This window comes from Nostoc sp. DedQUE02, from assembly GCF_034531035.1.
Classification (GTDB): Bacteria; Cyanobacteriota; Cyanobacteriia; order Cyanobacteriales; family Nostocaceae; genus Nostoc.
In genome coordinates this window covers 15,807-42,700 of sequence record NZ_JAVRBY020000038.1, presented here as the reverse complement: position 1 = coordinate 42,700, position 26,894 = coordinate 15,807, and the positions used below count along the sequence as shown (strand labels likewise).

Here is a 26,894-nt window from a genome sequence, read left to right as displayed (position 1 = left end):
GGAGCTACGGTGTACACACAAGTTTTAAAAACCTAGCTTGATTGGGCTTAACTCATTCTCATACAAAGTATCGGAACGAGAGAAATAGCATTGTTATTCTATGCAATTCCATTGTTATTCGATGCAATTCCATTGTTATTTGATGCAATGCCATTGTTATTCTATGCAATGCCATTGCAGTTAAGAAACTTGTGTGTACACCGTAACCGTGTCGGAGAAGGGAGCCAAAACTCTAATTTCTCGTTGCTCCTCCCTTTCCCCGTGGGAGAGGGAGGTTGTCCGGGAGAGGTTCATCGAACTCACGTTAACTTAGTATAACTAACCTGACAAAAGCCTGGTATTATAGCAAGGGACTGGGTGAAAAGTCTTTTTGTGTCTAAGTTTTATCAACAGATGATGTCCTACTAACTACCAAGGCTTGTGCTATACAATCAATTCAGAATCGCTATAGTTAACTTGTATTGTGAACCAAATTCTTGGAGGCGCAGCTAAACTTAGCAAAAAAAAGCATCAAGCTTTAAGGAAGCTGCGAAAAGTAATGACTGATAACTTTTTCAGTAATAAAAAGCTACTTTTTGACCGATGGGCGCCAAGTTACGACTGGCTCTTTCCTTCAGTGTTTTATCGAGCTGTTCACAAACGGTTGCTGGAGTACGTCGAATTACCAAAATTCGCAAATGTACTTGATATCGGCTGTGGTACTGGTCGCTTACTTGAGCGCCTTGCTACTCAGTTTCCCGATTTGCGAGCTACCGGATTGGATTTATCTGCTAATATGTTGCGGGTTGCAAGACAAAGCAACCGCCACCGTCCACGTTTAATTTATATTGAGGGTAAAGCTGAGTCTCTTCCCTTTGCTGATGGCCAATTTGATGCTGTTTTCAGCACTATTAGCTTCTTGCACTATTTAGAACCAAAACAGGTAGTTAGTGAAATCGCACGGGTACTTTCTCCCGGTGGACGTTTCTACTTGGTTGATTTTACCTTCCAAAAAGAGACAGAACCTCAATTATTGCCAATCTCTCCCCTTGGAATTAGACTCTACAGCCCTAATTACCGTCAATTTCTTGGCTCCTCTGCTGGGCTATTGTGTTTGAATCACCATTATTTGCTAGGGCCTGTCTTACTAACGATTTTTGCTAAACCTGCAATTTGAAAATGGGGAATGGGTGACAGTAAAGGGTTGGAAACATCTTGTATCAAGCCTTGTTCTGTATATATTAAATTACGAATTACGAATTACGAACTTGTACTGCCCTTCGACTTACCTCGACTTCTCTACGAGACGCTACGCGTTAGCGGAGCTTTCGCTTTAGCGATACGCTCGGCACAAGTCGCTCAGGAACCGCGTAACCGAAGTATTACGAATTACGAATTAGTCTGACCTTGATATTTCATAAACACCACAGGAACTTTGAGCAACTTTTTAGCTAACTGCGAGAATCTAAATTTTTCCTTGAGCGTAGACAATCCTCTTGTCTGTGGAAATTGTGGTAAGTCTTCAAAAGATATTGGCACAAAATCAAACCGACTATAAAATTGCGCCAGTTGCTGGCCTAAGCATTCCAAATAAAGTGGTTGCGTTGCTGTATTAATCAAATGCTGCGTTAGCAAAGTACCCAAACCGCGACCTCTCCAAGCAGAAGCAACCACCAAACTACCAAGTTCTTGTGCCCCTGAAAAGTTACGTAATTGTCCGCAAGCTACAAGATGATCATTGCATTCAATTACCCAAAATTGCTGCCAATTTAATTGAGTTGGGTCGAGTTTCGCTGAAAATACCAGCAATCGAATCGACCACTGATCCGCAGAAATTGCCTTGCGAAGGATACATCCAGATGGTAACGATAGATTGCTCTGGTTCATTAATTAGACTTTGATAGTTTGTATCATAATCATCACACCATATTATTCAGTCAGATTATTTGTCATTTCTTGGCAACTATCAATAAAGCAATTTTAAAAGCATCTCGGAGATAAAGCCCCTTCTAGGTTATCCATTAACCATAGCAAGGGTTCTCAGGTTAACAACTTCTATATTTATGGATTTTTGTCAGCAGACATGAGTAGTACAAAACAATACTTATGATAGAGGGAGGAATCAGCCATAACTATATTCTAGATAGATGCACCGATACTCCTAATTTTTTAAGATAATCCCAAGGATAAATAATTAGGGATGTAATCATGGCTGAACAACAAAAATCTAATAACGAACAAGCTGCGTCTACTGCTTCTCCTAACAGCGAAACCCCTATCGACGAAAGTATCCGCAAAACTGGTGATGCGGAAAAGAGTGATGCTAAATCTACTGCTACTCCAGAAGCACCAGAAAACGATGGTGTAGCAGGTAGCCCCAATCAAGGAACTGAGTCACGTTAATTAGTTTGAACTTTCCCAACTTTTAATCAGCTTGTGGGGTCTTTTGTTGTAACCCCAATACAGTAAATTTGAGTGGAGATGTGGTATTACACTACATCTCCACTTGTTTAGTGTAGCGATCGCTCAAAGCAAAGCCATTATCACCCATGACTCTTTGCCAAAATTACTTCCGAATGGCTCATCTGGGTACAGGATAATGGCATCGGTATTAAGCCTCAGTATCTTGAGCGAATTTTGGAGGTTTTCCGCTATCTCCATACTCGTTGAGAATTTCCTGGTACAGGCATTGGTCTAGCTATTTGCAAAAAAATGAGCGGTATGGCGATCGCATCTGGGCTGAGTCAGAACCGGGCGCAGGATCAGTATTTTATCTTACTCTCAACGCAAATTAAGGTATCTTTAGTATATATACTAAATATATGCTTAGTATCATCTTAGTAACAGCATGATTTATCATCAGGCATTGTGACCCATTGAAGTCTTACTAGTTGAAGGCTCTCCTAGTGATGCTAACCTAACCATCAAAGGCTTTTTAAATGCTCAAATCGCCAACGACTTGCATTGGATTGAAAATAGTGAAAGTGCCATGAACGACTTACAACACTAAATAATTAAGCCCTATCTGACAAATAGAAAATCAGGTGATTATCTAACAAATTGATATAACCCTGTACTATGGAAAAGCTCACAATTCACATTCTATTAGTAGAAGATAGTTCAAGTGATGCCAATCTGCTACGCCGGATATTATTACATACAGATCAAGAACAATGGCAGATATTACATGTTGAACGGCTATCTGAGGCAATAGATGCTAGCACGGAAAACTCCGCTTCCACCCTTGATAATTCTCACATAGCGAGTCGAAAGCAACGCAGATTCGACTTAGTTTTGTTAGACCTCGGTCTCCCAGACTCTATTGGACTGGACACGTTGAAAGAATTTCGGGCAGCAGTATCTGACATCCCAGTTGTGGTATTAACAGGTCTTGATGATGAAGATTTAGCATTGCAAGCATTAGCAGAAGGCGCACAAGACTATCTAGTTAAAGATCAAATAAATATACAACGGTTAGTGCGTGCCATTCGCTATGCCATTGAAAGGAGCGAAATTCTTAACCAATTACGGGAAAGTGAAGAACGCACCCGTCAAGCACTGGCAAAAGAACAGGAACTCAACGAATTAAAGTCGAACTTTATCGCAATGGTTTCCCACGAGTTTCGCACTCCTATGACTACGATTCAGACGGCTGTAGATATCTTAGAATATAACAACGATAAAATAACTAATGACCGGAGAACTAAATATTTTGAGCGAATCCAAAATGCTATTAATCAGATGCTTCATCTCTTAGATGAGATATTATTCTTGAGTAAAACGGAAGCAGCCAAACTTGAATGCAAACCTACACTTTTAAATTTAGAGAACTTTTGTAGCGAACTCACAGATATTTTTCAAATCAATGCAGGGAGCAAACATCAAATTATTTTTACTTTTCAAGGAGAACCGACTCAAGCGCAAATTGATGAAGACTTACTAAATTGTATCTTAACCAATTTGATTTCCAATGCCATCAAATATTCCCCTCAACATGACACTATTTGGTTTGATTTGATTTGCAAAGATAGCCTCGCAACTTTCCAGGTAAGAGATCGGGGAATGGGCATTCCTCTCAAAGACCAAACCCGCCTGTTTCAAACCTTCTATCGCGCCAGTAATGTGGGTGTAATTCAAGGAACAGGATTAGGACTTACTATAGTTAAAAAATGTGTGGAGCTACATGGTGGCTATATTCAATTAGAAAGTGAGCAGGGTGTTGGTACTACAGTAATTGTGACTCTGCCACTGCAATGATTAAGCAAATGAATTAAAATACTCTATATAATTGTTGGGTATGGTGCATTGGGCATGTTTTTCTACTATAAACTAGCAGGTAGTTTATTATTAAGTGAGATATTACGTTGGCGCAAATTACGAGTTTTAACCAATTTCCATAGCGAATAATAGTTATCACTATAAACAATATCTGTTTTTAATTTATACTTTTTTTCTATTGTTTCGCGCCAAGTATCTGAAGGATTCAGTAAAAACACATCACTAAAACTATCAGGAATTTTGGGAGGGTTTTGATTATTCACCAAAAGAAATCGTACTTTTGATTCCAAAAGATAGCTTAAAGAAAATACATTCCCATAATTATTGCCCAAAGCATTACTAATCAAAAGCGGACTAGTCGTCTGATTGATGATTTGGGCAACTTGTGGATTATTATAGTTCATACCCTTATTCCACCAAGTTTCTGCTTGGGAACTCACCTTAAAAGAAATCAGACCACAAATAATCACTAATGCCATGATTATGTGCCAAATGCTCCGACGTGATACGCTCCCATTATATAACTGTGTAGTTAGTAGATAAGCAACACCTATTTGGATTCCTAAATAAGATGGTATTAAATATGGTTCGATAGAAGATCGTATATCCCCAGAAATTAAATCTGGCATTATTAGGGGTAATGCTGGTATCACAATTAATATGATGATAAAAGACCAAACTTTATAGCTAGTTGTTTGACAGATAAAATAAATTGAATATCCTACCAAAGTTAACAAAGCTGGTATAATTAAATAGCCCAGATAATTTTCGTAACTAATATCTATATCAAAAAATATCCGGCTTAACTGCATTAGTAAAAATGGAAATATAGGTATTAAAGATGGCTGTGCGGTTGTTTTATCCGCTGAAATCAAAAATTGAAAAAATTCACCGATCGCAACTGTTATCCAAGGCATGAAGGCTAAAAAAGCTACGAGTGATGTTATTAGATAAGTTCTAACAGTTTCAGTAAACCCAAATTTGGCAGCAATTATCACATAAATTCCGTGAGCAAGTGCTACAAATGCACTCCAAAGAGATGTATAAAGGCTGATTGCTAAAGTTACTGCATAAAGGCTCCAGATAGCAAATAAATCTGGTCGTTGTCGTTCTTTTGCTAGCTCATCTTCTACCCGCATAGCTCGCAGGAGAGACGCACTAGATAGTAAAATTGTAACTAACCAAAGAATATATTCTTGTGCTTCTTGGGCGTATACTAAGTGAATTGGAGAGATGGCCATAAGTGCGATCGCTACACCAGGAACCGATAATGGCACATTAAATAATTCTCGGCATAGCCAATAAACACAAGGGAAAACCAGCAAACTAATACAGGCAGATAAACTTCTAATCGCCGTCACCGAATTACCAAAGACTTCCATCCACAATCTGGCTATTATGTAATACAACGGTGGATGTTGAGAATCTTGTTTTGCTAAAGACATAATTGTGTCATTTAAATTTTTTTCTGGATTTGCACCTTGAAACTGGGCAAAGCTTTCTTTGCTAATGACACGATTATTAAAAAGTTGCTTTTTTGCTTCATTAATTGTGTAGCCAGAAATCCGCAATGAGGCGTAAGTTTCATCATGCCAGTAAACTTTTCCATCAAGGTTAGAAAAGCGAAACAATATACCCATTGCCAATAAGAAAATAATTAAAAATCGCAACCAACTCGGAGCAAATTTGAGATGGCGCATAAGTAATTTTTCCCAATAATTTGTCTAAAAGAATTCAGTTAGGCGGACTGAATAGAGTGCTATGCCTTCTGTACGAGACGCTACAAGTAGCAAGATACCCGAAGTGTATGGCGGGCTATGCCTATCCTAGAAATTATCTGGAGTAGAATATCATAAATGTTTCTATTCTTCCAGTTTGCGTAGGTAGACTTTGTTTCTGTAACCGTGACCAAGATTTGTTAGTAAAAAAGCGAATTTCTATAAAATTTGGTAACGCCATCTCGCAAAGTCTTTGCTGTTCGATATAGTTAAAAAATCAATAGTCTTAAACTGCGTATCAATAGCTGGAACACTGCATATTTTAGCTCCAATATTCAAGTATGCCTGCAAAATTTTAGGAATTTCAACATTATATGAATCTGGGCAAGTTTGAGGCAGTTCTAAACAAGATTGTGAATTTGGATAAACCAAAATACTCGGATGCATCAAGCCATTCTGCCGAAAATAATCATAAGCGCAAGTAGCTTGCCAAGGACATTGTGTTAGTAATGATGCACAGCCAAAGAAATATTGGTTTTTACTCCAGAGGAGATAATTTGCCAGCCCTTCCCAGAGTATTAAAAGTGCCTGACTATTTCGATATTCTTTAGCTATACATGCGCGCCCAACTTCTACTGATACTTGAAGCACAGAATTAGGAATTCCATTAAGATTAAATATATCAGCAGCATCAAAGCCTAATCTTTGAGAAGCCATTGTATAGGTTTGCATCCGATAAGTTCCAATCGTTTTACCCGTCTGTTTGGAGATCAGCATTAAATGATGGCAAACTGCATCAAATTTATCTATATCCATCTGAGTAAAGTTAGAAGTAGATAATCCTAAGCCTAGTTCAAGATTAAAAACTTCAAAACGTAACCGAAAAATTGATTCTAATTCTTCTTCTGTTGAAGCAAGTTGTAGGATATATTTTTCAGTTTTAAGGACGGGAAAATCTTCAAGAGGGGAAAGAGGATTCAGTGGATAATTGATGTTGCGCCCAGAAACTTCCATCTATCTTCCTATTTAGATTTGCGAAAATATCCTACTAGGATTTAGGTACTATACAAATAGGTCACATTATGAATTAATGTGTCGAAGAGTGATTGAGACGGTTTTCGACAAAAAATCCTTTCGAGAGCTTTTTTACTTTCTTGGATTAGAAGTAGAGTGCTTTTATTATGGACATTAATTACTAAAAAATCTGGCAATAAGATACAAAATTTTCCTTGGATATACGCTATAAATGCAAGTCAGTTAAAATAATCAAAATCAGAACGGCCGCATCTAAATTAGTCCTGACCAAAACCAAGGTTCAGAACCAACGCAAAAACTAGCCTTTATCATTCGATTTATTGTCCCAGGCTCAAAGCGATCGCATGATTGCTGATGGATTTTGAAAGTGTTCAACAATCATATAAAGTATATCAGCCTTGGATTATCTAAATTGAATCTCTTTCTAATTCATCTGGGGGCTTCCCTTGAGAAAGCCCCCGGATGAATCCAGGGGCTTGGATGGTTTTGATTGCGATGCTTGCAGTGAGTGTAGCGATATCTACGACGGGCTACGCCTACGCAATTTGCGGTAAATGCACTCTAAAATACTTAATTACGGTGATTGTTGCTGTAGTGAACCCGTGTACCTGCCCAAAGCAACTTCTCCCGTAGCGTCTGATAGTAGGAATTGTTCTCGCGCAAAATAATAAATTTAGCCCGACAATCTGCCATCCGCACATCAACGCGGTTTCCCGGCCAAATTGAAGTCCCCAAAACCCCATCTGTCCACAGCTTGGTGCTCAAATCGTAATCCCCCAAAGGCCAAATACTCACCACAGAACCAGGGGGTAAAACGAGGGGGCGACTAGAAAGGCTCATTGCACAAATGGGAGTAATGGTAAGCGCCTCCATACCATCGTGCATAATTGGGCCATTAGCAGAAACGGTGTAACCAGTCGAACCTGTGGGAGTGGAAATAATCAACCCATCCCCGACGTATTGATCGACTACCTCACCATCAATTTCCATTTCTAGAATTGAGGTAATCATCCGGTCAGCAGAGGCGGGTTTGACACAAAATTCATTCAAAGCCAGGTAACGCTCACTCACTGGTTCCAAATTAGACCCGTGACCCTCATACACCGCAGCTTGTAACATCATCCGTCGTTGGATAGCATAGCGATCCTCAAACAGTCGATCCCAAACTTTCTCCGTATCCTGAAACTCTTCCACTGACTCAGTTAAAAACCCCAGATGGCCTCCCACATTCACTCCCAAGATTGGGATGCCAGCTGGGGCTAAATGTCTGGCACCAGTTAAAACAGTACCATCGCCACCGAGTACCAAAGCGAGATCGATTGGTTGACCCGCCGAAGCCAAAAAGACAGGATAGGGGTTGTCTTTCGGCCCGCTAGGCCCCATCAACACCTGGCACTCGCGGCTTTCTAGTTGTTTAGCACAGATTTCTGCCCATTGTTTACTCCGGGCATCCCGCGCTTTATAAGCAATGATTACCTGCTTGAGTTGCACGCACAGTTACCACTTCAGGAGATTAAACTGCTCCATATCGACGGTATCGCGGTTGCGATAAATGGCCAGCACGATCGCTAAACCCACCGCCGCCTCGGCTGCGGCCACGGTAATCACAAATACTGTGAAAACCTGACCCTTAATTAATGTTGAGTCGAGGAAGTTGGAAAATGCCATTAAATTCAGATTAACAGCATTCAGCAGTAACTCAATTGACATCAGCACCCGCACAGCGTTGCGGCTGGTAATTAAACCATAGATGCCAATACAGAATAAAGCTGCTGCTAGTAATAAAAAATACTGGAGTTGCATGAATCTAAGTATCCCTCCTGGAAAATCTGGCTGTTTATTTGCGACTTATGGCTGTTATCAATTCGGCAAAATATAAGTTTTTATACTGGCGCACGGCTGTGCGCCACTACCTACCTATTCTGTCCAAAAAATAACTGCTATAAATCACAAATATTACTCTTTGGTTTCGCTGGTTGTTGATACCAGTTCTCTGGGGCGTTCTTGCAAAGTCAAAACAGTTTGCCCCAGTTGGGATGGTGTCAATAAGTCTGGCAAATACTCGCGGCGTGCCAAAATAATTGCTCCTACCATTGCGATCAGCAGCAAAATGGAAGCCAGTTCAAAAGGCAGTAAAAAGTCAGTGAAGAAATGTTCTCCAATTAAAACTATAGAACTTTCACCGCCCGCCACCGGAGCAGCTGAGTAGGCCCAAGGAGTAGCCAGCACCATCGTACTTAAAAGACCAAACAATCCTATACTGACTACACCCGTAAGTACTTTACGCACCCAAGAGTTGGGAAATACTACAAAATTCTGCCGTTTGTTCACCAACATAATGGCAAACAAAATCAACACGTTAACCGCCCCAACGTAAATTAGTATTTGTGCAGCTGCAACAAAATCAGCATTTAGCAACAGGTAGATTCCCGCTATGCTGATGAACACACCCCCCAGCATAAAGGCAGAATAGACGATGTTGGAGAACAGCACCACACCAATAGCTGCCCCAATCATCATCACGCCCAGTATGCCAAGCGATACAAACTGTACTCCTTCCGCTAGATTCACTGTTTTTTGTCCTTAGTCATTGGTTATTGGTCATTGGTCATTGATCATTGGTCATTGGTCATTGGTCATTAGTCAAATAACAAAGGACAAAGGACAAATGACAAAGGACAAATGACAATGGACAAATGACATTTATTTTTCCGTTTGTTCTACCAGGTCTTCTGGACGCGCACCTGCACGCGGCGCATCTGCGGGCAGTCCATGTGGTTCGAGGACGCCCTTGGGTAAGTAAACTAGTTCGCGCAGTGGTGTAACCATTGAGTCATCTGTTACCTTATAGGGCAGACGACCTAGCGCCACGTTGTCATAGTTCAATTCATGGCGATCGTAGGTGGAAAGCTCATACTCTTCTGTCATCGATAGACAGTTAGTTGGGCAAAATTCCACACAGTTACCGCAAAAGATACAAACTCCAAAGTCAATGCTGTAGTGGTTGAGTTTTTTCTTTTTGCTGGCTTTGTCGTATTCCCAATCTACTACAGGCAAGTTAATTGGACAAACGCGAACGCAAACTTCGCAGGCGATGCACTTATCAAATTCAAAGTGAATCCTACCGCGAAACCGTTCGCCAGGAATCAGTTTCTCGTAAGGGTATTGTACGGTAATCGGCCGTCGCCGCATGTGGTCGAAGGTAACAGAAAGCCCCTGACCAATGTATCGCGCAGCTTGTACTGTTTCTTTGGCGTAATCACCAACTTGTTTGAGGAACTTTAGCATTTTGTCTCACTCTCTCTTTATTTGTCCTTTGTCCTTGGTCATTAGTACAAATGACTAATGACTAATGACCAATGACTAACCCCCGAAGGCGAAGGGAAAGGCTAGTTTTAGGGCGGCAGTTAATAAAAGATTAACTAAACCAACTGGCAACAAAAACTTCCATCCTAAATCTAACAGTTGGTCAATCCGTACCCGTGGCACTGTCCAGCGCAACAGGATGGCGACAAACACTAGTAAATAGGCTTTGAACACAGTCATAGTGATACCCAAAGCCGCAGTTACTATCTGGAACACGGGATTTACTTCACTGACTCCCAGCCAACCAGCGATGAGGTTGAGGGGAATAGGAAAGTCCCAACCGCCCAGGTAGAGAATTGCTACTAGTAAGGAAGAAAGGATCAAGTTAACGTAGGAACCCAGGTAGAATAGACCGAATTTCATACCTGAGTATTCAGTCTGATACCCTGCGACGATTTCTTCTTCTGCTTCGGGTAAGTCAAAAGGTAATCGTTCGCATTCAGCTAGAGCGGCTATCCAAAAGATCAGAAAACCGACTGGTTGTCGCCAAATATTCCAGCCTAGAATGCCGTAGCCCGATTGCTGATTGACGATATCAACGGTGTCGAGGCTATTAGACATCATAGCGATCGCTAACACCGCCAGTGCCAAAGGAATTTCGTAACTTATAGATTGCGCTGCTGCCCGCAAGCCCCCTAAGAGGGAGTATTTGTTATTAGATGCGTAGCCAGCCATCAGCAAGCCAATGGGTTGAATGCTTGATAAGGCAATCCACAAGAATACGCCCATGCCGACATTGCTAATAACGATGTTCTGCCCAAAGGGAACGATCAGGAACGACAGAAACACCGGAATTACAACAATAATTGGACCAAGGGTAAACAGCCAAGGGTCAGATTTGGCTGGTACTATATCTTCTTTAAATACCAACTTCAAACCATCCGCTACAGGCACTAGCAATCCAAAAGGCCCCTGGTATTCTGGCCCAATTCGCTGCTGTGCGGCGGCGGAAATTTTTCGTTCTAGCCAAGTAGCAACTAATACCCCCACTGTTGCCCCAATCAGCATCAGTATCATTGGCAGGGGCATCCAAATTGCTTTGGCTGTTCCTGCTGGTAAACCTAAATCCCGGAGGGATTCAATAAAAGTTCCTTGGAGGTCAATTCCTGAATTCATGTTTCCGCTCTTTAAGACATCGAGTCATGGTGAGTTACAACTATTAGTTAAATTAATACCTGTAAATTCACCCATTTTTAATTTTTGCCCAGATGATGCTTGATAGAAGATTTGTTGCTAATTCCCATGCCTAGTATATCCTTGGATGGTTTTAGCTCTCTGAAGCGATATGAGAACTTCTACTTATGATTGGCATTGGAATTGGCCATTGAGGAGACGCAAAGACAAGGGGACAAGGAGAATTACGAAAGTCTAATTCCCAATCCCCATTACCCCTTATCCCCAGAGGGGGCCCCACCTTCCCCAATCCCCAGTCCCCAATTAGCGTTTGTCAATTGGGGTATAAGTCACTTCGTGCAGACCGTTGTAAACTTGGGTAGGACGGAAAATCCGGTTTTCTGCTAGTTGTTCTTTCCAGTGGGCTAGCCAACCGGCAACACGAGCGATCGCAAATATTGGCGTAAACAAGTCTGTAGGAATCCCCATCTTCCTATACACTAAACCGGAATAAAAGTCAATATTGGGATAAATCCCCTTGCTACCGAGTTTTTCCTCTACTACTCGTTCCATTTCTTGAGCAATGTCATAAAACTTGTCATGGCCAAACTTTTCAAACAGTTGCTCTGCTAGACCTTGTAAGATTATGGCTCGTGGGTCTTTCACCTTATAAACACGATGTCCAAAGCCCATAATCTTAGATTTAGTTTCTAGACAATGCTCTATGTAAGGACGGACATTTTCTACAGAGCCAATTTTTTCCAACATCTGAATTACTTCTTCATTGGCTCCACCATGCAGAGGCCCACCCAAAGTCCCTACGGCACTAGCAACCACAGCATAAGGATCGGTCAAGGTGGAAGCTGTCACCCTGGCACTGAAGGTAGAAGCATTCATTGTATGCTCAACTTGAAGTATCAAGCAGATATCAAAAATCCGCGCCATCAGAGGATCGGGTTCTTTCTCATCGAGCATGTATAGAAAGTTGGCGGAGTAGTCTAAGTCATCACGGGGACGCACCGGATCGTTACCTTTTCGCATCAGTTGGAACGCCGCCACCATCGTGGGAATGGTTGCTATCAGGCGCACCACCGAATCTCGAATATAGACAGGATTATGTAAATCGCGGAGCGAATAAAATAAGCCTAAAGCAGCAGCAGAGGCTTGCAAGGCATCCATTGGATGGCCGCTTTCTGGAAAGCATTTCATCATGTCCCGAATGCGGTATTTTATCCGCCGATGGTAACGAACTTCATGCTCAAATGTTTCCAGTTCTTCCTTGCTTGGCAGTTCGCCCCAGATTAAGAGATAAGCAGTTTCCAAGAATGTACTTTTTTCTGCTAGTTCTTCAATCCGGATGCCACGATATTCTAGTATTCCCTTTTGCCCATCAACATAGCTGATACTTGATTGGGCGGCGGGAATGCCTTCTAGACCAGGCTTGTATTCGCACACCATCATGGCACCACCATTCGCTTTGTGAAATATCTGATCAAGCTAACTTACCAGAAATTTATTATCGCCATAACAGTAGCCGTTCTAGCAACAATCGAAAATGTTGAAAAACTGTTATAGCAGGTACTTGGGTGGTGTCAACCAAAACATCTGACTACGACCCAGAGGAGAACCTGTTTCTGGTAGTTTTATCCCAATCATACCTGCTTTTTTCAAGACTAAGCTTGCTTTGACTTCTCTCCACAGGAGAATTTCTGCCCAACTGGTCAAATCAGGTTCGTGTCCAACCAGCGCCAGTTGGGTATTTTGGGAATAATTTCTTGGCTCTAACCACTCTTTTAGCCAACTAGAAATTTGACCATCGTGAGCGAGGTGGCTAGATTCCTCTAACTGGGAGCTTAGTTTTTCTGCTATCAGGATTTCAGCCGTTTGGCGCGCCCGCACCAAGGGGCTGGTGAGAATTAAATCAAAGTTTAAACCTAATTTAACAAGTTTCTGGGCAACTTTCTCAGTTTTTTGCCTTCCTTCTTTGGTTAGGCTGCGCTCCTCATCTTTGATGCCTAATCCCTTGTCTTCGGCGATGCCATGACGAATTAAGTATAATTCCATACTTTGTATTGTGAACGATCAGTTAGGCTGCTCTTAGGCAATGTTAGAACGCTATCCACCACTTAGCAATCTGTCATACTCTGGATGCGATCCAATCCAAAACCATACAAAATTTTCATCTTCTTTTACAGCAAGCGCCCGATAATATATACCAATACGCACTAACCAAAACTGACCGACTTTTTTGAAATGCAATGATGGATACTTAGGATCTTCCCGAAGAAACTCATAACATCGATCAGCAAGCTCTTGGATATCAATTGGTAACTGGCGATAGTAATACCAAAAATCAGGGGTTGCTCGATGTTTCACAGATCGGTACAACGCCCTTCTCGGAGATGTTTGAGTGCTTTCTCTGCCAATACATCTAACCGACCAGCAGCGACATCTTCTTCAATCTGTTTATCCCAGGCTGCTGCATCGAATTCCGCAAACCAGGCACGAAAAGCAGCCAGAGCCTTTGGTAAAAGCTGACTAACATCTAATTCGACATTTATAAGCTGTTTATCGTTTACGTTTAATTCCTTATTTAGTTTCTCATTTCCTAGTGATAAAAAAAGGATTAGATTGAATAAATTTTGGCTTAATTCTTGTGGTTTATCCCGGTCTGCTACATCGAATTCCACAAACCAGGTACGAAAAGCAGCTAGACCCTCTGATGAAAGTTGACTAACATCGAATTGGATTTTCCATTCAGTTAACAATTCACTAACCAAATTGTCCAAATTACATACCAATGGCAAATTTAGGTTTTCAATATATCCGTGAGCAAGACGATTATTAACTTCAAAACAAGCTTGAACAAGGTCGAATTGAGAGATTGATAACTCTCCTAAAGAGTACATATGTTTTATTAAACCTATAACAGGGAAACGTTCAATAGGAATTGATACATCGATTGCCCGCTTCCTTAAAACTCCCTCAAAAATACTCCATAATAAAAGAAAAGCAGACTGAATTTCCTCATTTTCAGTAAGTTTATGTGCTTGATCAAACTGCTCCTTTAGTTCTTGCCATGAAGGAAGTTCTTCAGATGTTCCAGGTAATGATTTGGCTTCTATGTCTTCAAGCGTTACCAATAAAAAACGCCAGCCTGGATGTTTGCTCACTTCCTTTGCTAAAACTTGTAAACGATCGACCGACAGACGGCTGAGGCTGTTTTTTACTTCAATTACTAAACCTGAACCGTCTTTAATCGCAATTAAATCTGGCTGATAGTTACCCAAATCGAATGGTAATTCATCTGTTTTGAGTCCAGTTAAAACTTGAAACCCTTGACTTTCGTACTTCTGTGCCAGAGATTTCAGTTTTTCCTCGTATATAATTTTAGTATTGTTAGTCATAAGTATTTTTCCAATGGTTGAGATTCACTTACTTTTACATAAACACACTCTTTACCTGTGTCCACAGCACGCTGTAATAACGAAGGTAGATTTATTTTATCAATTCGGTCAGACATAAATCGACGATGGCTCTCTACATCTGATACTAAACTATCATCTTCAAAAACTAAGCCTACAAGTGCATCCTGGATCGGCTTGATAATATTATCGGTATCAGCCGGAAAATCATCACAAAGATAAACTAGCGTCAGTTGTAAATTGCCGTTTTTAATGACGCTCCGAGTTTGCCAAACTTTTTCAGCTTCAACGCGCACAAAATTCTTCCATGCCTGAAGGTTTTCTTTTTTCTTTGTCTGTAACGAAACAGGGCGTCTGGGAATGAGAAATTCAAAAGGTATTATTCGCATTCCAAGTGCATATCTTGATAATTAGTTAACAAAATTGCAGCAATTTTCACAGATGGCTCCTCATCATATTGAGCATATTTATACTTATACAAAAATTCTATATGGTTATTCGTCAGCGTTAGGATAAAAGTCCAAGTCTAAAATCTGATCGACAGAAAACGGACAAGCGATCGCAAAGTTATCTTCTGATAAACTTGTTTCCACCATTGCTTCTCGCCGCGCTCTTTGATAGGTAGTATTAATCCACTCGGCATCATTTAAAAAACGCTGCAAGCTAGGACTTTCTTGCAGTAATTCATCTATATTTAGTCGCTCACGGGTAATGGTCACTTGCCAACAGTGACTACGACGTTCTGATTGATACTTCCATTTCAACAAATGCGATAAGACTAACCGCAACGCACTTTGCAACGCCCGTTGTTGACTCTTACCCAAGTCCACCACTTCCTCAATTAAGTGTTCTAAATCCAGCATGTCCCAGTGGTGCAATTGCAAAAGCTCTGCTGTCTGCTCTACCCAAGCATAAAAATCTTGCTCATACAGAGTTTGCAAGATTTGCAGTTTTATAGACTTCATAGCGCTCCTTCTTCACAAATAAATAGGTAGGCGCAAGTTAACTTTGATTTAGTTCAGCATTCGCCATAAAACCCAAATTCCCGACTTTTATCAAAAATCGGGAAGGGATGCTATCTTAACAAACACTTTGACTGCTGGATTAGTTAGGAGTTCTCCGCGTCTCCTTGATATCTCTCTACTCCGACTGAATCGGGTTGTCTCTGGGATTAACTAACCTCAGCAGTTTTTGCTTAATTTGAGCGTCGAATACTTCCCATTTCATTTTCGCATAAGCGGAATTTTCGTTGCTGCCGGATAAGAAGCCCATTGGAATTTCAAAGCCGCCTGCGCTTGTCCTTCCACCGCCGAAAAAGCGCCCTGCACTATCTTGTCCAAAGGCTTCTTTGATGAATTCATCGGGGTCAAGGGTAAGTTTGCTGGTTCTCAGGGAGCCAATGACTATTTCCAATTCTTCGTCTTCGTCATGTACAATGCCATAAACTACGGCAGTGTGGACGTTTTCTTCTGTGACGAGAAAATCAGCCGCTTGGGGGATGGCGTCACGGTCTTCGTAGCGTAGATAACCAACACCAGCAATGGAAAAGTTATTTTGGACGATGCGATTTTTTAGCGATCGCTCGATCACATCCATTACCCGCTTGGAACGGTTCGCCTGTAAAATGGCGTTCAGCAATTGGGCGTCATAAAATCGGCTTAAATATGCAGCTGCCATAAAATCTTCTTCTTGCGCTTGCATTAACCGATTTGTATCTGATCGCAAGCCGTGCATCAAAGCAGTGGCACATTTAACGTGTTGATTTATGCTACTATCTAACGCCAGTAATCCTGTTTGGAGATACTGCGTAAAAATTGTTGCCGTGGCTCTTACGTAAGGACGGATATCCTCAAACTCTGAGTGCAGATCGCCTTGGATACTGTGATGGTCAACGAGTACCACTAGGGGAATTCCGGCTTGCTGCACTGCTGATAGTAGCTGTGAAGTGGTTCCCTGGTTGTCAATTAATACAAAACCTTGATAACATGACAAATCTTTAGTTTTCAAGGTTTGCGTTGTCCAGCGTTGGATAGGTAAGTTAGTCAGCCTTACCAAGGCAATATTTTCTTGATGGCTCAATGCACCTGCATAAATGATTTCGCATTTGATATCATATTGCTGGGCAATTAACTGATAAGCCCACGCACAAGAAAGGGCATCAGGGTCAGGAAAGTCCTGTAGAATTATCAGTTGGCGATCGTGTCGGTGTGCCAAAAGGGTTTTTTGCAATTCTTCTGACTTTTGTTGTGCTAGAGAATTACCACGGTTACTAAGATATATAGCCCCATCACCTACCGATGGCGGTAATGACGGACTCTTAAATGCAACTTCCACTGGCGCTTTCTCGATTTCAGGTTCCTCTGGGTTTGGCTCTGTGGTCAATGACAAACTCTCAAACTGAGTAACGGGAGAATTAAAGTACATAAAGAACTTTTTTAAAGTGTGAGGCTCCTTTAATTCAGAAATACCACGAGCAGCAATTCACTGAATTTAGCCACATTATTATGATCTTCGCAAAAATCCCAAGACATTGCACTATACATCTAAGTATATTTTTTGTCAGTAACAGCGCTTAACATCAACTAAATTCCACTACAGGGCATACAGCAAGGAAGTTTAGTATATCGGGCTGTATCTGGCAGCATAAATCTGTTTTGGGAGTTTTTTTGTCTTCTGTAAATTGAATCAAAGGGATTTTATCTAACTTAGGGTATACTTTCTATCTTATACTTTAGAATTAGTCCTTGATATTTGAAATCTTCTTATGCTTAATATTCTCATTATTGTGACTATTGAGCAATTAACAATTATTTTTGATGAACAATGCGTGTCTCGTATCCCTTTTGAAAATTCTGAAAATTTAGAGTTCACTCTCATGGAAAAGGGCAGATCACTTTTAGCGTTTCCCCTTGGGAGAAGGCAGAGGGGAGAAGAGCAAAGGGAAAACTCTATATCCATGCAAATGCAGAAGCTTGAGCGTTGACACATTGCGTCTTCGTTGCAAGCCATATAGCTGCCAATTTTTCAAGACTTCATAACTAAAGTTATTGGCTATTTCCCAAAGTAAAAGGGTATTTCTTCTTTTTTCTTTGCTCCTCAGCTTTTTTGTTCAAAGACCTATAACATACTTTTGCCACTCTGTATGCAGTCCACTCTTAAGATGTTTGCTAACCTCGAAATATAGGCTGCTATAAGGTTGGCGGGGAGGATGACGCAAAGGCATGTGAGCCTCGTGGGGAGTCCGACTGCCTTTTTTGACATTGCAACGGACACAAGCGGTAACAATGTTCTCCCAAGTATCGCCCCCGCCGCGCGATCGCGGTATTACATGATCTAGTGTCAACTCATCCCCTGTGTAACCACAGTATTGACAAGCATGACCATCACGGTGCAATATATTTCGGCGAGTCAGAGGAATTTCTTTATAAGGAACACGCACGTAATGACGCAACCGGATCACGGTCGGCAATGGAAAATCCGAGTAAAGGAATTTACCGTTGTGTTCCACGCGTTCTGCTTTGCCCTTAATTAACAGAACGACAGCGCGACGCCAGCTCGTTATATTGAGAGGTTCGTAAGAGGCGTTTAAGACTAAAACCTTCCCCATTTATCTGCGCTCAGGGTGTTAGCTTTACATAAATGTTAACACAAATACACCCTGCTAGGGAGATGAGAATAAATTATACTTTCGGAATAATTCGGAAATTAATTTATGAGTGAAAAGTTAAAAATTAGGAGTTTGAAATTCACGAGGTAGGGAAACATTCACGTAGCGTCTTGTAGAGAAGGCAGTCTGGCTTGAGATACTCACGCTTAAAAGTATGGCACTTGGGCTGTGGACGCGTTGCATCTCGCATTACTGATATAGATATATTTTTTTATACTAAAAATTTGAAGAAGTCACAATCAAGGGTCAACTAATCAAAAAAGTTCCACTAACTCCTCACTCATAACTCTTAACTTTAGTGTCGCAACATCTTGTATCAATTCCAATATGAAGGTTAAACTTCCTATTTAATCTGATCTTGCTTTTAGGAGCGGGTATAGATAGATAACTTGAAAGTTTAGCCGTGGCGGGATAGGAGTCAGTACAAATGTTAAGCCGCAAACAAATCCCTGGTGTAGTTCCTAATCAACAGTGCGACCCCTACGCGTGGTTTTCGCAACGCGCTTGGGTAGAAATTGATTTAGGGGCGTTGTCGTACAATGTGCAGCAATTGGTGCAGTTTTTATCGCCGCGTACCCAGTTGATGGCAGTAGTAAAAGCTGATGCCTATGGACATGGTGCGGTAACAGTCGCCCAAACCGTAATCCAATCGGGAGCTAGTTGGCTGGGAGTCGCTACAGTTCCAGAAGCTATTCAATTGCGAGAAGGCGGGATTCAAGCACCCATTTTGATTTTAGGGGCAACTCATACACCAGAGCAGATTCATGCGATCGCCCATTGGAAACTTCAGCCCACACTCTGTAGCCCTAAACAAGCTTTAGTATTTTCTGATACCCTAGAATCGATGAATTGTGATTCTCCAGTGTCCGTACACATCAAGTTAGACACGGGAATGTCTAGGCTGGGAACTAATTGGCAGCAAGCTGGTGAATTCGTGCAATTAATACAGCGTTTACCACATCTTTCTATTGCCAGTATTTATTCTCATTTAGCAACAGCTGATGATCCCGATCCGACGGTAATGGAAGAACAGCATAGACGATTTGAGGAAGCGATCGCTCAAATCAAAGCAATGGGAATCGAACCACCTTGCTTGCACTTGGCAAACTCTGCGGCTACACTGGCAAATCCGGCATTGCACTACGACATTGTGCGAGTAGGTTTAGCCATTTACGGACTCTACCCAGCAACCCATTTACAAAATGCGATCGATCTCAAGCCTGTTTTGCAACTTAAAGCACGAGTTACCCAAGTTAAAACAATTGCCGCCGGAACAGGTGTTAGTTACGGGCATCAATTTATTGCCCCACGTGAACTTCGCCTCGCCGTCGTCGGAATTGGCTATGCTGACGGTGTTCCTCGCAGTCTTTCCAACAAAATGCAGGTGCTAATTCGCGGTCAGAGGGTGTCGCAAATCGGCACAATTACAATGGATCAATTGATGCTGGATGTAAGTAATATACCTAATATCCAAGAAGGAGAAGTAGTTACCTTACTAGGAGAACAGGGAAAAGAAGAAATTTCAGCAGATGATTGGGCAGAACAACTAAACACTATTTCTTGGGAAATTCTCTGTGGATTCAAGCATCGTCTGCCTCGTGTTGCAGTCATATAATGGGGCATTGGGCGTTGTTATTCTTCCCTTGCCTCCCGCGCTTCCCCATTCTTTATTCCCTATTCCCAAAAATAATTTTTTATAGTATGATAGAGAACTGATGCGGATGTGGCGAAATTGGCAGACGCGCTAGATTTAGGTTCTAGTTCCGAAAGGAGTGAAGGTTCAAGTCCTTTCATCCGCACTTTGAACAAATTGAATTGCTTTATTTAGGCTGGTACTGATACTTGAGTTAAAACTTCAAGATATCGTTATCAGCCTATTTTAATGGTTTCTAAGTACAGTGTCTCATTTACTTGTAACTAATTTATCCTGTATCTCTACATTTAAATTTAAACGCTCAATTCGCCATGAATTTACGCAAAGCTGTACTAAATAGGGGTTCTTTATAGCAGTTCTTGGTTGAGTAAGGTAGAAGAACCCCAACCCCCTAAAAGCAAGCGAGGAGCAGACTACGATCTACTTTGTATGATTAAGAAATACAACTTAAGACTTTACAAATATCTCTAAAAACGTGGATTTTATAACCTACAATTTTCGTAGGTAAGATGCGTTAGAAACGTAACACACCGTTGAGAGTGGTTTCGTTGCTGTACTCTCGGCGATAAAACATCCTACAAAAGATAAGTTTTGTAGGGTGTTTTATCTGCATTTTTAAGTGTGAGTATTAAAAAATAAATTTATTCTTGCCAAGAAATCAGTATTATTGCTGTGGTCAAGTTGAAGTTACTCAATGCAAAGTGACTTCATATAATCCTTGTATAGTGAAAAACTTAATTTTACTTAAGTATAAATACTGTAGTTCAAATATATTAACCTTAACAAAATCAGTATTATTCCTGTGGTCAGATTGGGGTTACTCAATGGAAAGTGGCTTCATCTAGTCTTGACATTTTTATGTCTTATTTTTCGAGAGATGTTGATAAATCTCAGTAACAGTAAGTAAATCAATCACAATTTACGAATTTACTAAGATTTGCTCATCTGAAATAACGCTACTGTCCTTGAGTTTCACCACAAACCTAGATATAAACTGATGTACTTTAAAATACAAAAGTTTGATACTTTTTACTTGATTTCAATTGTGGAATAACTCTGCACGAATTTAGCTTACACGTATCGAATTTAGCTGAAGTAAAAGCAAAATGAGCACAACTCCTATAGGTAGCTACAGGTTGTTCCAGAAACTACATCCGCTATCTCTGTTGGCACAATTAACTAGTCGCCATGCTACAGGTTGCTTAAGCGTATTTACCGGGATAGTTTCTTGGTCAATTTATCTCGAGGACGGTAAACTTACTTATGCCTCCTATTCAGATAAACTATTTGAGCGCCTCGACAGCCACTTACGGCGCTTGAGCCAGCAAATTCCTGCTCTCAACAGCGCTACCCGCGTGCAGATGCGGCTGATGTTTGAAACGAAGAATGAACATCAATCAATACCAAATGCGGATTACCAAGCTATTTGTTGGTTAGTAAATCAGGACTATATTACCTCTGTGCAAGCAGGAAGCCTGATAGACGAATTGGCAAAAGAAGTAATGGAATCATTTTTGTGTTTAAAAGAAGGTAGCTATGAATTTAGTCCAGAAAGCTCTTTGGATGAACTACCAAAGTTCTGTCGTCTAGATTTACGGTTACTTGTTGAACACTGTCAAAAACAGTTACGAAATCGGCAAAATACCCAGTCATCAATTCCGGCTGGTGGGGGTTCCCAAGTTTTGTCTACAACACAAACGTCTCAAGTTCAGCCACAACTGCAAATAAAACTTGGGCAAAAATTGCCGATACCAATCGCTTTTGATATTCCTGAAAAAAATAAAATTACTCAGCTACCTGCTGGCAAAAAACTATATACGATTGCTTGCATTGATGATAGCCAAACAGTTTTGAATTCTATCAAACACTTTTTGGATGAAAACACATTTTCAGTTGTGATGATCAACGATCCGGTAAAAGCTTTAATGCAAATTCTGCGGAGTAAGCCCGATCTGATTTTGCTAGATGTTGAAATGCCAAGTTTAGATGGCTATGAGCTATGTTCCTTATTACGGAAACATTCAGCTTTTAAAAATACACCAATAATTATGGTGACTGGTAGAACAGGATTTATCGACAGAGCGAAGGCTAAAATCGTCAGATCATCAGGATATTTAACTAAGCCTTTTACACAATCAGAATTGCTAAAAATGGTTTTTAAGCATCTTGGTTGATTTATCAGAATTCAGAATTCAGGAGTCAGAATTCAGGAGTCAGAATTCAGGAGTTAGAATTCAGGAGTTAGAATAAATGAGACAGCCAGCGAAGACATTTCAAGATTTGATAGTTTGGCAAAAAGCACATCAATTTATTTTATTAGTGTATCCATTTACTGCTCACTTTCCTAAATCCGAAATATATGGGCTTACTTCTCAATTTAGACGGGCAGCAATTTCTATACCAGCAAATATAGCTGAAGGTTTTAAGAAAAAAGGTTTAGCAGATAAAGGACGTTTTTTAAATATTGCACAAGGCTCTTTGGAAGAATGTCGTTATTATTTAATTCTTTCCCATGATTTGGAATATGGTGATATTTCGGAGTTAAAAATTCAACTTGAAGAAGTTAGCAAACTACTAACAAGCTATGCTAGTTCTATTCTTAATTCAGAATTCTGACTCCTGAATTTTGAATTCTGAATTCTTATAAAAAAGCTAATATGTTTAATTTATTTTTTTAGGAGATTTAATAGTGAGCCTGACTTTGCTTGGCACGATTCTGATTGTAGAAGATTCTCCCAGCGAATTGGAATTAATGAGTCATTATCTCAAAGAGAGTGGTTACAACGTAATTAAGGCAAGTGGTGCAAAAGAGGGTTTAGAAAAAGCTGTGTTAGAAAAACCAGATGCGATCGTTACTGATGTCGTCATGCCAGAAATGAGCGGATTTGAATTGTGCCGTTCTCTGAGAAGAAATCCGATTACTGCAAAAGTGCCGATTGTGGTTTGTAGTTCTAAAAATCAAAAAATTGATCGTTTGTGGGCGATGAGACAAGGTGCAGATGCTTATATAACTAAACCTTACACCCGCGAACATCTCCTACATACTATTAAATCAGTGGTAATTTGAATCAATGACTACTACAAACATTACTCTTCCTTCAAAAACAAGCCCAAATAACTTAGCAGATGGTTATTTGAAGTTTCAGCTAAATCAACAAACTACTGCTGTTTTATCAATGAAGCATACACAAGAAGCTATTCTTGTGCCCATTGAATCTATCACCTCGATGCCCAATATGGCTCCCTGCATTTTAGGATTAATGAATTGGCGGAGTCGGATAATTTGGGTAGTTGATTTGCCCAAAATGCTTAATTTAGAATCCCTAGATTATCGACTGCGACAGTACAATATAATCGTTATCCAAGTGGAATCATTGGTGTTGGGCTTAGTTGTGCAAGAAATAAAAGGTACAACCAAGTTTATAGTTGATGATATTCATTCTCCTATAGGACAAGTCGCATCCAGTTTAGTTCCTTTTTTATGTGGATGCGTTGTGCAACAAGAAGAAATATTACTGGTATTAGATGCACAGGCAATTGTGCAGTCTTCTATTCTCCGCAGTGATTAGGGTGTATTACTAAAAAAAGATTTTTAGTGTTCTTATTCACATACTTAGGAGAACTACTTTTATGTTTAATAAAACCAACACGAATCAAGGTAATGGCGCTCAAAATCGAGCATCACTGATTTCATCTCAAAAAGCTATTGGGACTGTAGTAAAGCTACCAACTAAGCTAACTACTGGAACTGCTAATAATTCTTCTTCAAATCAGGGTATTGCCTTTTTTACAAGGCTGGGATTGGTTAAGAAAGCGACTATTTTGGCGATCGCAATCGGTACAATACCAGTATTGGGCATCGGCGCGATCGCTTTTGGTTTTGCCAACAAATCTATTACTAAGCAAATTACTCAATCTCAACAAGCCGAAGCCACTGGCTTAAGTGATAAAGTTAACCGCTTCATGTTGGGACGCTACGGAGATATTCAGGTAATATCAAACTTGCTATTTTTGACAAATTCTCAAGCTAGTATCACTACTCAAGAAAAACAAGCAGTCTTAGATCGAGTTATTGAAGCCTACAAAGCTTACGACAGTATTGCTGTTTTTGATCGCCAAGGTAATTTGATTGTCCAATCCACAGGCGAACCCCTGGAAAATCAAAAAGACCGTACTTATTTTCAAGACGCTTTACAAAAAGATACTCCTGTTATCAGTAAACCGGAAGCAGCAACAAATACTGGTGTAGTGAGTATTTATCTAGCCGCACCCGTGAAAGAGACAAGGACGGGCCAAACTATTGGTGTGGTACAAGCACGTATGCCCGTAAAATCTTTAGAGGAAGTCATCAAAAATTACGTAGCCAATGGACAACAATACCATTTGCTTGATGCTTCGGGAACAGTTTTCTTGAGTCCCCGAAAGGAATTATTGGGGAAAGAAGCTAAGGCAGAGTATTCTAATTTACCTAAACTGCTGGCAGCCAAAAAGGTAAATAGTTTTATAGAAGTTCCGAAAACTCAGAAGAAACAAGAACTAGTTAGCTACGTACCAGCTAGTACGGTAGATGGATTGCCTGATTTAAACTGGCAGGTACTTTTATCTACAGATACCGCAATTGTATTTGAGCCGCAAAGACAATTGTTGTGGATTATAGCCATCGGTACAGGAGTAACTGCATTAATTGTAGGTGCGATCGCATCTCGGTTAGCGAAACTGACTACACAGCCAATTCTCAATGCCACTGCGGCATTAGCAAAACTCGGTCAAGGTAAATTCAATACCCGTTTGGAAATCGAAAGAGAAGACGAATTAGGGGTACTGAATGCAAATATCAACCAGATGGCCGAACAATTGCAGGTCTTGGTTAAGGAACAGGAAATCGACCTTGAAGGCGCAAAATTACTAGCAGATATTACCCTACAGATTCGGAGAACTCTCAAAACTGAAGACATTTATCATGCAGCAGTGAAAGAAGTTCAGCGATCGCTAAAAACAGACAGGGTAATCATTTATAGTGTAAATCCACACACTTTGGCTGGCGTTGTCGTTGCGGAATCGGTAAATGGGAATTGGCCGGAAATGCTGGGAGTGCAAATTGACGACCCCTATTTTCGGGAACGTTATCTAGAAAGTTATCATGATGGACAGGTGCAAGCGGTTGCCAATATTCATCAAGACCAAAACTTGAAAAATGCCGACGGTTACATCCAACTTTTGGAAAAATTTGCTGTCAAAGGTCATTTAATTGTACCGATTCTGGCTCAAGAGAAACTTTTAGGCTTATTAATTGCTCATCATTGCGAAACTCCTCGTGTTTGGCAACAGCCGGAACTTGACTTATTTCAACAAATAGCAACTCAAGTCGGCTATGCCTTAGAACAAGCCAAGCTATTAGAAGAAATAGAAAAAGTCAGAAATGTTGCTGTAACTGGGTCAGATGAAACACTGCAACAACAACTTTTACAACTCCTCAACGATGTAGAAGGTGCAGCCAGTGGCGACTTAACAGTACGTGCAGACGTAACCGCCGGAGAAATAGGTACTGTTGCCGACTTTTTCAACTCCATTGTGGAAAGCCTGCGGGACATTGTTACTCAAGTTAAAAAAGCTGCTATCCATGTGAATAGTGCCATTGGCTCTAACGAAGGAGCCATCCGCCATCTAGCAGAGGAAGCGCTTACCCAAGCTGCCGAAATCAATCGCACCCTCGATGCTGTTGACCAAATGACCCAATCGATGAAAGCCGTAGCCGAAAGTGCCGAAAAAGCTGCCTTCGTCGCCAACCACGCAGCTCACACTGCTACCAAGAGTGGACACGCGATGGATTTAACAGTACAAAATATTCTGTCTTTGCGGGAAACCGTTGGTGAAACAGCTAAGAAAGTGAAACGTTTGGGAGAGTCTTCGCAACAAATTTCTCGCGTAGTTTCCTTAATTAACCAAATCGCTATTCAAACTAACTTGCTTGCCATTAACGCTGGTATTGAAGCAGCGCGTGCAGGTGAAGAAGGTCAAGGTTTTGCCGTAGTGGCTGAAGAAGTCGGCGAACTAGCAGTCAGGAGTGCCGCAGCAACCCAAGAAATTGAACAAATTGTTGAAAATATCCAACGAGAAACCAGTGAAGTGGTGCAAGCGATGGAAATAGGAACCACCCAAGTGGTAGAAGGGACTCGAATTGTGGAGGAGGCTAAACAAAGTCTGAGTGAAATTTTGGATGTATCGTGTCAAATCGATTCCTTAGTGCAGTCAATTTCCAATACAACTGCATCTCAAGTTGAAACATCGCAAAGTGTTAGCCAATTGATGAAAGATATTGCTGCTATATCACAACGTACCAGCGATTCTTCTCGCCAAGTTTCCCAATCGCTGCAACAAACTGTGGAGATTTCCCAGCAGTTGCAAGAGACTGTTGAGGCTTTCAAAGTTAGTTAAGTTTGTCATTTGTCATTTGTTATCTGTCCTTTGCTGTTTGCAAGTGACTAATGACGAATGACCATGCAAATTTTAGATTTTAGATTTTGGTGAGGTAGTGCGGTCTTGGGGGTTTCCCCCATGAGCAACTGCCGATAGCGCAGCGTTAGCGAGGCACGAGCGTCACCCGAAGGGATTGAAAAAAAATCTAAAATCCGCAATCTAAAATCCGAAATTGATTGACC

The 26,894-nt window shown here is 40.8% G+C and carries 27 protein-coding genes, 1 tRNA gene and 1 pseudogene; 13 read left to right on the top strand and 16 right to left on the bottom strand.

The features are described from left to right. Nucleotides 1–538: 538 nt before the first annotated feature. Both RMX98_RS24160 and RMX98_RS24155 read left to right on the top strand, forming a co-directional pair. Nucleotides 539–1,156 (top strand): class I SAM-dependent methyltransferase, encoded by a 618-nt coding sequence (locus RMX98_RS24160; RefSeq protein ID WP_322678158.1) that lies wholly within the window; start codon nt 539–541, stop codon nt 1,154–1,156. 9 nt (nt 1,157–1,165) lie between these two features. Further along, entirely contained in the window at nt 1,166–1,384 is a 219-nt protein-coding gene (locus RMX98_RS24155) for a hypothetical protein (RefSeq protein ID WP_409881483.1), read from the top strand. On the opposite strand, the gene RMX98_RS24150 is transcribed toward RMX98_RS24155, so the two are convergent. Continuing rightward, nucleotides 1,369–1,866, bottom strand: coding sequence for a GNAT family N-acetyltransferase (locus RMX98_RS24150; RefSeq protein WP_322678157.1), 498 nt, complete (start codon nt 1,864–1,866; stop codon nt 1,369–1,371). The two genes, RMX98_RS24155 and RMX98_RS24150, sit on opposite strands and share 16 nt — an antisense overlap. Before the next feature lie 321 nt (nt 1,867–2,187). Between RMX98_RS24150 and RMX98_RS24145 the strand changes: the two genes are divergently transcribed. From RMX98_RS24145 to RMX98_RS24135, 3 genes and pseudogenes are all read left to right on the top strand, one after another. Next, nucleotides 2,188–2,382 carry a hypothetical protein gene (locus RMX98_RS24145; RefSeq protein WP_322678156.1) on the top strand — a complete coding sequence of 65 codons (195 nt, stop codon included), beginning with the start codon at nt 2,188–2,190 and terminating at the stop codon, nt 2,380–2,382. A 168-nt stretch (nt 2,383–2,550) separates the two neighbouring features. Then, nucleotides 2,551–2,774, top strand: a pseudogene (locus RMX98_RS24140) (sensor histidine kinase); the annotation flags it as partial. 283 nt (nt 2,775–3,057) lie between these two features. Then, entirely contained in the window at nt 3,058–4,236 is a 1,179-nt protein-coding gene (locus RMX98_RS24135; protein WP_322678155.1) for an ATP-binding protein, read from the top strand. Nucleotides 4,237–4,301: 65 nt separating this feature from the next. Here the strand turns inward: RMX98_RS24135 and RMX98_RS24130 are convergent, their stop codons facing one another. The 14 genes from RMX98_RS24130 to RMX98_RS24065 form a co-directional block, all read right to left on the bottom strand. Continuing rightward, on the bottom strand, nt 4,302–5,957 hold the full coding sequence (locus tag RMX98_RS24130; protein WP_322678154.1) for a glycosyltransferase family 39 protein: 1,656 nt from the start codon (nt 5,955–5,957) through the stop codon (nt 4,302–4,304). A 237-nt stretch (nt 5,958–6,194) separates the two neighbouring features. Then, nucleotides 6,195–6,989, bottom strand: coding sequence for a GNAT family N-acetyltransferase (locus RMX98_RS24125; protein ID WP_322678153.1), 795 nt, complete (start codon nt 6,987–6,989; stop codon nt 6,195–6,197). A gap of 591 nt (nt 6,990–7,580) precedes the next feature. Next, nucleotides 7,581–8,501, bottom strand: a complete 921-nt coding sequence (locus RMX98_RS24120) for an NAD(+) kinase (RefSeq protein ID WP_322678152.1) — start codon at nt 8,499–8,501, stop codon at nt 7,581–7,583. A 6-nt stretch (nt 8,502–8,507) separates the two neighbouring features. Beyond that, on the bottom strand, nt 8,508–8,813 hold the full coding sequence (gene nuoK, locus RMX98_RS24115) for an NADH-quinone oxidoreductase subunit NuoK (RefSeq protein ID WP_006199065.1): 306 nt from the start codon (nt 8,811–8,813) through the stop codon (nt 8,508–8,510). 153 nt (nt 8,814–8,966) lie between these two features. Continuing rightward, nucleotides 8,967–9,581, bottom strand: a complete 615-nt coding sequence (locus RMX98_RS24110) for an NADH-quinone oxidoreductase subunit J (protein ID WP_322678151.1) — start codon at nt 9,579–9,581, stop codon at nt 8,967–8,969. Nucleotides 9,582–9,713: 132 nt separating this feature from the next. Further along, nucleotides 9,714–10,298 (bottom strand): NAD(P)H-quinone oxidoreductase subunit I, encoded by a 585-nt coding sequence (ndhI, locus tag RMX98_RS24105; protein WP_322678150.1) that lies wholly within the window; start codon nt 10,296–10,298, stop codon nt 9,714–9,716. A gap of 75 nt (nt 10,299–10,373) precedes the next feature. Then, on the bottom strand, nt 10,374–11,492 hold the full coding sequence (nuoH, locus tag RMX98_RS24100) for an NADH-quinone oxidoreductase subunit NuoH (RefSeq protein WP_322678149.1): 1,119 nt from the start codon (nt 11,490–11,492) through the stop codon (nt 10,374–10,376). Between the two features lie 321 nt (nt 11,493–11,813). Beyond that, the gene (locus tag RMX98_RS24095; RefSeq protein ID WP_322678148.1) at nt 11,814–12,950 is read right to left on the bottom strand and encodes a citrate synthase; all 1,137 of its coding nucleotides are present in this window, start codon (nt 12,948–12,950) and stop codon (nt 11,814–11,816) included. A 108-nt stretch (nt 12,951–13,058) separates the two neighbouring features. Then, a complete protein-coding gene (gene sixA / locus RMX98_RS24090) occupies nt 13,059–13,553 on the bottom strand; it encodes a phosphohistidine phosphatase SixA (RefSeq protein WP_322678147.1) in 495 nt (164 codons plus the stop codon). A gap of 51 nt (nt 13,554–13,604) precedes the next feature. Continuing rightward, on the bottom strand, nt 13,605–13,865 hold the full coding sequence (locus RMX98_RS24085; RefSeq protein ID WP_322678146.1) for a hypothetical protein: 261 nt from the start codon (nt 13,863–13,865) through the stop codon (nt 13,605–13,607). Beyond that, nucleotides 13,862–14,896 (bottom strand): hypothetical protein, encoded by a 1,035-nt coding sequence (locus RMX98_RS24080; protein WP_322678145.1) that lies wholly within the window; start codon nt 14,894–14,896, stop codon nt 13,862–13,864. Before RMX98_RS24080 ends, RMX98_RS24085 begins: the two co-directional genes overlap by 4 nt. After that, nucleotides 14,893–15,303: a RusA family crossover junction endodeoxyribonuclease gene (locus tag RMX98_RS24075; protein WP_322678144.1), complete on the bottom strand. Its 411-nt coding sequence runs from the start codon at nt 15,301–15,303 to the stop codon at nt 14,893–14,895. The genes RMX98_RS24080 and RMX98_RS24075 overlap by 4 nt, the downstream gene beginning before the upstream one ends. 105 nt (nt 15,304–15,408) lie before the next feature. Continuing rightward, complete coding sequence (locus RMX98_RS24070) at nt 15,409–15,879, bottom strand: DUF29 domain-containing protein (protein WP_322678143.1); 471 nt, start codon at nt 15,877–15,879, stop codon at nt 15,409–15,411. A 175-nt stretch (nt 15,880–16,054) separates the two neighbouring features. Then, entirely contained in the window at nt 16,055–17,338 is a 1,284-nt protein-coding gene (locus tag RMX98_RS24065) for a bifunctional oligoribonuclease/PAP phosphatase NrnA (RefSeq protein WP_322678142.1), read from the bottom strand. Nucleotides 17,339–17,678: 340 nt separating this feature from the next. Here RMX98_RS24065 and RMX98_RS24060 point away from each other — a divergent pair, with 340 nt between their 5' ends. Next, nucleotides 17,679–17,897: a hypothetical protein gene (locus RMX98_RS24060; RefSeq protein ID WP_322678141.1), complete on the top strand. Its 219-nt coding sequence runs from the start codon at nt 17,679–17,681 to the stop codon at nt 17,895–17,897. 126 nt (nt 17,898–18,023) lie between these two features. Here RMX98_RS24060 and RMX98_RS24055 read toward each other — a convergent pair whose 3' ends face one another. Continuing rightward, entirely contained in the window at nt 18,024–18,521 is a 498-nt protein-coding gene (locus RMX98_RS24055) for an HNH endonuclease (protein ID WP_069070622.1), read from the bottom strand. Nucleotides 18,522–19,008: 487 nt separating this feature from the next. Between RMX98_RS24055 and alr the strand changes: the two genes are divergently transcribed. From alr to RMX98_RS24020, 7 genes are all read left to right on the top strand, one after another. Then, complete coding sequence (gene alr, locus RMX98_RS24050) at nt 19,009–20,196, top strand: alanine racemase (RefSeq protein ID WP_322678140.1); 1,188 nt, start codon at nt 19,009–19,011, stop codon at nt 20,194–20,196. A gap of 102 nt (nt 20,197–20,298) precedes the next feature. Continuing rightward, nucleotides 20,299–20,380 (top strand) — tRNA-Leu (locus RMX98_RS24045). A gap of 961 nt (nt 20,381–21,341) precedes the next feature. Beyond that, complete coding sequence (locus RMX98_RS24040) at nt 21,342–22,409, top strand: response regulator (protein ID WP_322678139.1); 1,068 nt, start codon at nt 21,342–21,344, stop codon at nt 22,407–22,409. 76 nt (nt 22,410–22,485) lie between these two features. Continuing rightward, nucleotides 22,486–22,851 (top strand): four helix bundle protein, encoded by a 366-nt coding sequence (locus RMX98_RS24035; protein ID WP_322678138.1) that lies wholly within the window; start codon nt 22,486–22,488, stop codon nt 22,849–22,851. Between the two features lie 73 nt (nt 22,852–22,924). Then, the gene (locus RMX98_RS24030) at nt 22,925–23,302 is read left to right on the top strand and encodes a response regulator (RefSeq protein ID WP_322678137.1); all 378 of its coding nucleotides are present in this window, start codon (nt 22,925–22,927) and stop codon (nt 23,300–23,302) included. A gap of 4 nt (nt 23,303–23,306) precedes the next feature. Next, nucleotides 23,307–23,804 (top strand): chemotaxis protein CheW, encoded by a 498-nt coding sequence (locus RMX98_RS24025; RefSeq protein ID WP_322678136.1) that lies wholly within the window; start codon nt 23,307–23,309, stop codon nt 23,802–23,804. Between the two features lie 61 nt (nt 23,805–23,865). Further along, the gene (locus RMX98_RS24020) at nt 23,866–26,670 is read left to right on the top strand and encodes a methyl-accepting chemotaxis protein (protein WP_322678135.1); all 2,805 of its coding nucleotides are present in this window, start codon (nt 23,866–23,868) and stop codon (nt 26,668–26,670) included. Nucleotides 26,671–26,894 lie beyond the last annotated feature (224 nt).

Excerpts from the sequence above, each read along its gene's own strand:
- RMX98_RS24160 (WP_322678158.1), top strand. The coding sequence starts at position 539 with ATGACTGATAACTTTTTCAGTAATAAAAAGCTACTTTTTGACCGATGG.
- RMX98_RS24155 (WP_409881483.1), top strand. The coding sequence starts at position 1,166 with ATGGGTGACAGTAAAGGGTTGGAAACATCTTGTATCAAGCCTTGTTCT.
- RMX98_RS24150 (WP_322678157.1), bottom strand. The coding sequence starts at position 1,866 with ATGAACCAGAGCAATCTATCGTTACCATCTGGATGTATCCTTCGCAAG.
- RMX98_RS24145 (WP_322678156.1), top strand. The coding sequence starts at position 2,188 with ATGGCTGAACAACAAAAATCTAATAACGAACAAGCTGCGTCTACTGCT.
- RMX98_RS24135 (WP_322678155.1), top strand. The coding sequence starts at position 3,058 with ATGGAAAAGCTCACAATTCACATTCTATTAGTAGAAGATAGTTCAAGT.
- RMX98_RS24130 (WP_322678154.1), bottom strand. The coding sequence starts at position 5,957 with ATGCGCCATCTCAAATTTGCTCCGAGTTGGTTGCGATTTTTAATTATT.
- RMX98_RS24125 (WP_322678153.1), bottom strand. The coding sequence starts at position 6,989 with ATGGAAGTTTCTGGGCGCAACATCAATTATCCACTGAATCCTCTTTCC.
- nuoK (WP_006199065.1), bottom strand. The coding sequence starts at position 8,813 with ATGCAACTCCAGTATTTTTTATTACTAGCAGCAGCTTTATTCTGTATT.
- ndhI (WP_322678150.1), bottom strand. The coding sequence starts at position 10,298 with ATGCTAAAGTTCCTCAAACAAGTTGGTGATTACGCCAAAGAAACAGTA.
- nuoH (WP_322678149.1), bottom strand. The coding sequence starts at position 11,492 with ATGAATTCAGGAATTGACCTCCAAGGAACTTTTATTGAATCCCTCCGG.
- RMX98_RS24095 (WP_322678148.1), bottom strand. The coding sequence starts at position 12,950 with ATGATGGTGTGCGAATACAAGCCTGGTCTAGAAGGCATTCCCGCCGCC.
- sixA (WP_322678147.1), bottom strand. The coding sequence starts at position 13,553 with ATGGAATTATACTTAATTCGTCATGGCATCGCCGAAGACAAGGGATTA.
- RMX98_RS24080 (WP_322678145.1), bottom strand. The coding sequence starts at position 14,896 with ATGACTAACAATACTAAAATTATATACGAGGAAAAACTGAAATCTCTG.
- RMX98_RS24075 (WP_322678144.1), bottom strand. The coding sequence starts at position 15,303 with ATGCGAATAATACCTTTTGAATTTCTCATTCCCAGACGCCCTGTTTCG.
- RMX98_RS24070 (WP_322678143.1), bottom strand. The coding sequence starts at position 15,879 with ATGAAGTCTATAAAACTGCAAATCTTGCAAACTCTGTATGAGCAAGAT.
- RMX98_RS24065 (WP_322678142.1), bottom strand. The coding sequence starts at position 17,338 with ATGTACTTTAATTCTCCCGTTACTCAGTTTGAGAGTTTGTCATTGACC.
- RMX98_RS24060 (WP_322678141.1), top strand. The coding sequence starts at position 17,679 with ATGCTTAATATTCTCATTATTGTGACTATTGAGCAATTAACAATTATT.
- RMX98_RS24055 (WP_069070622.1), bottom strand. The coding sequence starts at position 18,521 with ATGGGGAAGGTTTTAGTCTTAAACGCCTCTTACGAACCTCTCAATATA.
- alr (WP_322678140.1), top strand. The coding sequence starts at position 19,009 with ATGTTAAGCCGCAAACAAATCCCTGGTGTAGTTCCTAATCAACAGTGC.
- RMX98_RS24040 (WP_322678139.1), top strand. The coding sequence starts at position 21,342 with ATGAGCACAACTCCTATAGGTAGCTACAGGTTGTTCCAGAAACTACAT.
- RMX98_RS24035 (WP_322678138.1), top strand. The coding sequence starts at position 22,486 with ATGAGACAGCCAGCGAAGACATTTCAAGATTTGATAGTTTGGCAAAAA.
- RMX98_RS24025 (WP_322678136.1), top strand. The coding sequence starts at position 23,307 with ATGACTACTACAAACATTACTCTTCCTTCAAAAACAAGCCCAAATAAC.
- RMX98_RS24020 (WP_322678135.1), top strand. The coding sequence starts at position 23,866 with ATGTTTAATAAAACCAACACGAATCAAGGTAATGGCGCTCAAAATCGA.